This is a genomic window from Novipirellula sp. (assembly GCF_041583735.1).
Lineage (GTDB): Bacteria > Planctomycetota > Planctomycetia > Pirellulales > Pirellulaceae > Novipirellula.
This window is the reverse complement of sequence record NZ_JBFHFD010000489.1, coordinates 1-6,500: the sequence shown is the minus strand read 5'-3', so window position 1 is coordinate 6,500 and position 6,500 is coordinate 1. Positions and strand designations below refer to the sequence as shown.

The 6,500-nt window shown below is 56.5% G+C and carries 3 protein-coding genes; all 3 read right to left on the bottom strand.

Annotated elements, in window-relative coordinates; all coding sequences use genetic code 11:
• Window positions 1-51 precede the first annotated feature (51 nt).
• The gene (locus ABX962_RS26480) at window positions 52-3,156 is read right to left on the bottom strand and encodes a PSD1 and planctomycete cytochrome C domain-containing protein (RefSeq protein ID WP_372723873.1); all 3,105 of its coding nucleotides are present in this window, start codon (window positions 3,154-3,156) and stop codon (window positions 52-54) included.
• A 369-nt stretch (window positions 3,157-3,525) separates the two neighbouring features.
• Complete coding sequence (locus ABX962_RS26475; protein ID WP_372723871.1) at window positions 3,526-4,737, bottom strand: PQQ-binding-like beta-propeller repeat protein; 1,212 nt, start codon at window positions 4,735-4,737, stop codon at window positions 3,526-3,528.
• Between the two features lie 241 nt (window positions 4,738-4,978).
• Entirely contained in the window at window positions 4,979-6,118 is a 1,140-nt protein-coding gene (locus ABX962_RS26470; protein ID WP_372723869.1) for a DNA alkylation repair protein, read from the bottom strand.
• Window positions 6,119-6,500 lie beyond the last annotated feature (382 nt).

Below are 6,500 nucleotides of genomic sequence, written 5' to 3'. Positions count from 1 at the left end.
CAGAGGAAGGTTCATTGCGGTTCTTGGGAAAAAGGGAGCCGAGCTCGCTGGCTAGTCCACGTACAGGAATTCATTGCTGGATAACAACACGCGTGCGAACGCGGCCCAGGCGACGATCGAATTTGCTGGTTCTGAACTTTCCGCTCTCACCAGTTTGCGGTGGTAGACGTCCAGAAACGACAGCGTCTCGTTGACCTCGGTGTCGGGCGCGTCGCGGCCGAGCACGCTCTCGTAGGCGAGACGGACTCGCGAAGCATCGTCGCCTGGGGTGGCTAACAGCCGCTTAGCAAATGCCTCGGATTGTTCGTGGACAAATGCTGAGTTCATCAGGAACAACGATTGAGTTGGCGTGGTTGTCGGCAACCGTTTCGCCACGCTAGTGTTCGGATCGGCTGCGTCAAACATCGCCAGGAAAGGATGGCGTCGGTTTCGCTGGACCATCAGGTAAATACTGCGGTGATTGGATTCATAAACCGCATGAAATGGCCGGTGAATGGTAAAGGCCCATTGGTCGACCGGGGGAAACGGATGGGATTGTGGTACGGTGCGGTCAAGTTGTCCGCTAATGGCGAGCATCGCGTCGCGAATCGATTCCGCGTCCAGCGGTCGACGCGAGTAACGCCACAGCCAACGATTGTTTGGGTCGGCGGTAAGGTTTTTTGCGTGATCGTCACTCGCAAGCATGTAGGTGCGTGAATTCATGATTTGGCGATGAAGTGACTTGATCGACCAACCCGATTCAATGAACTCTGACGTCAACCAGTCGAGTAATTTGGGATGACTCGGGCGTTCCCCACGTGCCCCAAAGTCGCTTGGCGTGGTCACCAAGCCTTGGCCAAAGTGCCATTGCCAAACCCGGTTTACAAAAACGCGTGCGGTGAGTGGGTTCGAAGGGCGAGTCAACCAATGGGCTAGTTCCAATCGTCCGCTGCCAGACGCATCAGGCGGCAACAAGTCCCCGCCGAGGACATTCAAAAAACGTCGCGGAATTTCGTCGCCGAGTCGCTCGGGTTCACCACGTTGTTGGAGCCGCGTGTTGGTTGGTGTCCCCTCGCTGACACCGTAAGCGACGGCGTACGCGGGCGTCGCGGCAATCGTGTCGCGATGTTTGGTCGCTGCTGCCAATTGAGCATCCAATTCCGCCAATCGCTGTTCCGTCTCAGGGGCCGGTTCGGGGATCACCACAGGACCGCTGCCCGGGATCCCAAACGCGGTCTCTTGCAGCCCAAGGTTGTCAATGTCACGCGTCGGTGCGGGGCCGCTGACATGCCCGATTCCATCACAAATGAATGTATCGACGATCCCATCCCAATTGGGGCTGAGTGGTTTGTCGGCGAATTCACTAAGGTCGTCGATCGTGCCGACGATGCCCGCATAGGACTTCTTTTCATGGTCCAAGGTGATTCGCAACGTGTACCAAGTTCCTGGTTCAAGCGTGCGAATGACATCCCACTGTCCACCACTGCGAATCGCAAACTCGGTGGCGGTCACACTGCATTCGATGGCCAGCGATTGGACCACGCCGCGTCCCAGAAAGAAGCGATAGGCGGCTTGTTGTGTCGCGTCCGCCGCGGTTCGGAAATCGATCGTAAAGTGAATTTGTTTTTCCGGTTTCGCATGCAAGGCCTGATCAAAAGCGTAGCGGATACCATCGTGCGATCGACTTGTTCCCACACGGACACCACGTGTGCCTACCGGGTGAATGTGAGTGAAGGGACTTTGGGCATCGGCGTGGATTGTGTTCGGCCCAGAGGAGAGCCAGGACTTGGCGGGTGGTTTTCCAAGCGGTTGTTCCTCGAACCCGAGGTCGACGCCGCCAGCAAACGATTTGCCATCGAGCGCCGCTCGGTCTTGCTTTCGCTGTGCGATTTCCTCATCCAAACGTGCGAGTTTGTCGGCTTTGACTTTATCAAGCCGCGCGGCCTCGGCGGCGGGCACCAAGGGAGGAAAGTGGGCGGGCCGCTTGTGGACCTCGCCGCCGGGAAATGCCCATTTCGTGCTTTCAAAAATGCCGTACAGCGCATAGTAATCCTTTGCCGACACTGGATCAAATTTGTGATCGTGACAGCGGGCACAGCCCAGTGATAACCCCAAGATCGAGCGGCCTACCGAATCGATCACGTCGGCAAAATCGAGGTATTGATAGTCAGGCTCGGGGGCGTACCCGTAACGTTTTCCGATGGCAAGAAAACCGGTCGCGGTGACTCGTTCGGCGTAGCGGTCCGCAGGGCCGGCAGAGGCCAAGATGTCGCCCGCAATTTGTTCGCGAATAAACTCGTCAAACGGTTGGTCGCGGTTCATCGCATTGACCACCCAATCACGATACTTGCCTGCTTCTCGAACTGGATAGTCCGCGCCATCGCCCGCGGTGTCCGCGTAACGCGCGACATCCAACCAATGCCGTCCCCAACGTTCACCATAAGCGGGCGACTGCAGCAGTCGGTCCACCAGCGATGCGAATGCGTCGGGCGACGAATCGTTCAAGAATTGCTGGATCTCCGTCGGAGTCGGCGGCAACCCGGTCAAATCGAATGTGGCGCGACGGATCAAGGTGCGTTTGTCCGCTTCGCCAACCGAAGTTAACGCTTGTTTGTCAAGTTCCGCTCGAACGAAGGCATCGACCGGATTGGCCATCCAGCGTGTGTCGTTGACCTTGGGGCATGATGGCTTTGACAACGGTTGAAACGACCAGAACTGTTTTGCCGATTCGAGATCCATCGCGTCGGTCTCCGATCCACTGTCGGGTGTCTCGACACGTGGGTCGATGGCGCCATGTTTGACCCAGCTGACTAGGTCGGCAATCTGAGCCGAGGTGAGTTTGACTCCGTCGGGTGGCATCTGCGCCGCGTCACCCGAATCGTTAACCGCCTGGATCAGCAGACTGTTTTCGGGATCGCCGGGGATGATCGCTGCGCCGCTGTCTCCGCCGTGGAGCCATCCGTCGCGTGAATCGAGCCTGAGTCCTGATTCTTGTTTCTTTGGGCCATGGCATTCAATGCAGTGAGTGATCAGTAGCGGACGGATCTTGGATTCAAAGAAGTCGTCCGCATGACTCGTCGTGGGCTGCGGCAAGCAGAGAAACGCCCAACCAATTATCCCACAAGCGAAACGGACAAACGCTTGGTTACGTCGACGCTGTTGATGGATTGATTGCATCTCTATCCACTTTCTTCGTAACGGTTTGGCAAGGGCGTGCGTCGATGGCGGGGGAAGGTTGGGGGACGCACTTGGTGGGCAACTTGCCGGGGGCGGCAAGTCGATGATTCGAGGGCAGAGAGTGACCTATCTTCCTAAAAAACAGTCGCTCAGTCACTCGGACCTACTCTATACATCTTCGTGATTGTATCGCATTCGTACTCTACCGAGGGCGAATAATGTGGCGGGTCGAGGAAATCGGGCGGTTTTGCAGCTCTCGCGGCACCGCAATTGATAACGCCATCGCGCTGCGTCGACGGAGTGTGGTTGTTTCAGGAATCGCTGGGGTGTGCCCGATTTAGCAGGCCTAAGACGAATCCGCGGCATGACCTACGGAAGCGTCACGGCGACAAGCCGACCTCGGGCGTTGCGGGCGTAAACGTGACCGTCAAGCAGGACGGGGACGGTCCAGCAGCGGCCATCAAGAATCTCGGCTCGCGCGAGTTCTGTGTATTCCTTGCCCGTCGCCTCGGCGATCACCAGTTGGCCATCCTCACTGAGTAACACCAATTTTCCATCGGCGATCATCAGCGACCCGCAACCAAGTCCACGCTGCTGCCAAAGCACGTCGCCCGTTTCATGGTCCATGCAAATCAGTTGCACGACACGGCCGAGATTCGAATTGCCATCGAATCCATACAGATTGCCTTGATACAGGATGCTGTTGTTGAAGTGATTTCGCATCTCGCGGTTGTCGTAAATCAATTCCAACTTGCCGTCGGTCAGCCGAAATTTGCCGCAGCCGACACCATAGCCGGTCGAGATATAGATCGTGTCGTCCTGGACGATCGGCGTGGTTGAATTGGTGCGAAACGGCGAGGGCCAGGGGAAGGCGTCGATTTGTTTTCCGTTGCTGGCGTCGAGGATCCTCAAGCCATCCGAATCCAGCGTTGCGAGCATCGTATTGCCGTCGTGTTGAAAAACTTCGGCACATCCATAACCTGCGGTGTGTTTGGGCGTCTTCCAGATCAGTTCGCCGTTGGTTTTGTTATACGATGCGACTCGTCCGCCCTGCACGATGACTTGGTTGTTCACAAGGGTGGGCGAACTGTTGAAACCCCACTCGGGCAATTCGACGTCGAGGTCCTTTTGGAGTTCTCGCTGCCAGAGGACGGTGCCGTCTTCCGCACTTAGGCAGAACAGTTGTCCTTCTTTGCCAAGCGTATAGACGTGGTCGCCATCAATCGTCGGCGTTGCTCCGGGGCCGCCTTCGTAGAGGTTGTCGACCAATGCGGACGGGTAGCTGTGACTCCAGATCGTTTCGCCGTTGGTTTGGTTCAGACAATAAACCGTTTCCTCGCCGTCGTTGTGCCCCATCGTGAATAGCCGACCGTTGGCGATCGACACGCTGCTAAAGCCGATGCCGATTTCACGTTCCCAGGCAATCGGGAGTCCCGATTCCGGCCAATCGATCGACCAGCCGGATTCCTCTGAAACGCCGTCACGGCCATCGCCCAGCCACTGAGTCCAAGACGGTTCGGCGGCGGTGGTATGAAATGCGAAACAGCACAGGAAAATCCAGGAAACGGTGATGCGAATCATGGTTGCTCGGTACCGATAGGAGAGAGAGGCGGAAAGGGTAGGGCAGGGGTGACGACCAAAACGCGATGCCATGATTCTATCAAGGTTCGCGGTGAAAGGAGAATTCGTCGCTCTCGCCAGGGCAAGCCTGAGGGAAGCGACGACATGCTCGGTGTATCACGCTGCGTCGCCAGCAGCCACGAAGTGGCGACATGCTGTAGCCATGGGCGTCAGCCGATGGGGCACGTACGTAGGTAGGGGGTCATTGCAAGTCGAAGGACTGAGTTCCGAAGGATCGGCCATTGATCTGCAGCGTGACGTAGTGAATGCCTGGGTAAAGGGAATACGTCGTCGCGGCGTCTCGTAACACATGACGCTTTTTCAACGAGATTGTCTCGCCCTTCTTGATCTGAAGCTGTTTGATCTTGTGGACTTTAGGCGACGTGCTTCCATTGGCTTTGACGAAATCGATCACATAGTCGATCAGCAACGATTCGTTTTTGCGGCCCGTTATCTCAAACGTGAATTCGATCGCATCGCCTGGACGAACCTGAGGCGTGTGGATGACAAAATCCGTCACCGTAATCTTGGGGTTGGGGCTGAATCCGAGAAGTGCCAAGGCTTTGCGATCTCCTTGTTTGACCAAGGTTCGCAGCGCGTGTTTGCACATCCATTGCAGCTCCGACGCGTTTTGCTGCCCAAGCTGTTGCCACTGCTTTAGCGTTTCCAAAACCAAATCGGGATGCGTCTTGGCAATGTCATTGAGATGATTGGAAACCGATCGAGTGACATAGCGAGTGGGGTCAGCATGCAATGTGTTCAGCAGCGGAATCGCGGTGGTCGTATCGATCGACAGTCGGCCGGACCATGGAAGCCGCGGTCGTGTGCCTTCGCTGACCAGACGCCGTACATGATAGTTTCGGTCGGTTGACCATTTTTCCAGCGTGCTTAGCGTTTCGGTCGGGTGCGTGTTGATGAATGCGCGTATTGCGTCCTCCATCGAAAACCGCTGCGTGATTGCCTTGATCGTCCTGAGCGACAGTTTTAGGTGTCGTTTTTCGAGTCCATTGCGAACGACGTACTCTCCCAGCGGTGCGAAGATGAAGTCGCCAAAATCGTCATCGCGTTTGGTCGGATCCAGCGGCGGTGGCAGCGCGGCGGCGATTTGCTTTGCTGCCACCTTGTAGTCCGACACCAAGTATCGCTCCAGCGTGCTGGCGATATGAACGATTCGCTCTTTGAGTTCTAGCTTTTTTAAGTCCTTCATCGTCTCGGCGACGAATCCGGTTGCGTCAAACCGCGAGTCCGCCGCTTCAAAGCAGGACGCGAGATACGAGACGCGGTCCTGGTTGAACAGTTGGTCCTTCAAACTGAAGCCGGTTCCTTTCTGCGGGGCAGCCATGGTGGGGCGGTTTCCTTTGCGGCGGGGGCTTTCCGGGGAATCTTTACTGAGGGGGCGTGGTGGCCGCTAAACGCGGGGCCGAGCGGGTGAGGTTAGTTTAGTGAGAGTCGAGCTTACAAAAATCCCAACCCGACGCGTCGGGTTGGGATTTGCTGGGAAACACGGCAATGACGCAGCCTCAAAACTCATACTTCACGTTAAGGAGGGATGGTTCAGCGGTCTCAGGAGTGATGCCGGTTTGGCCGCCGGTCGACCACTTTAGCCGTGGGGCCGTAAAAGTAATGGAATCCGGAGACATCGTGGGGCAGTCGAAGGGATTTGACGTGGTTCTCAATTTCGGTCTGGGTGTCTAAACTTCGCAATATCCGTATGTCCTTTGGCT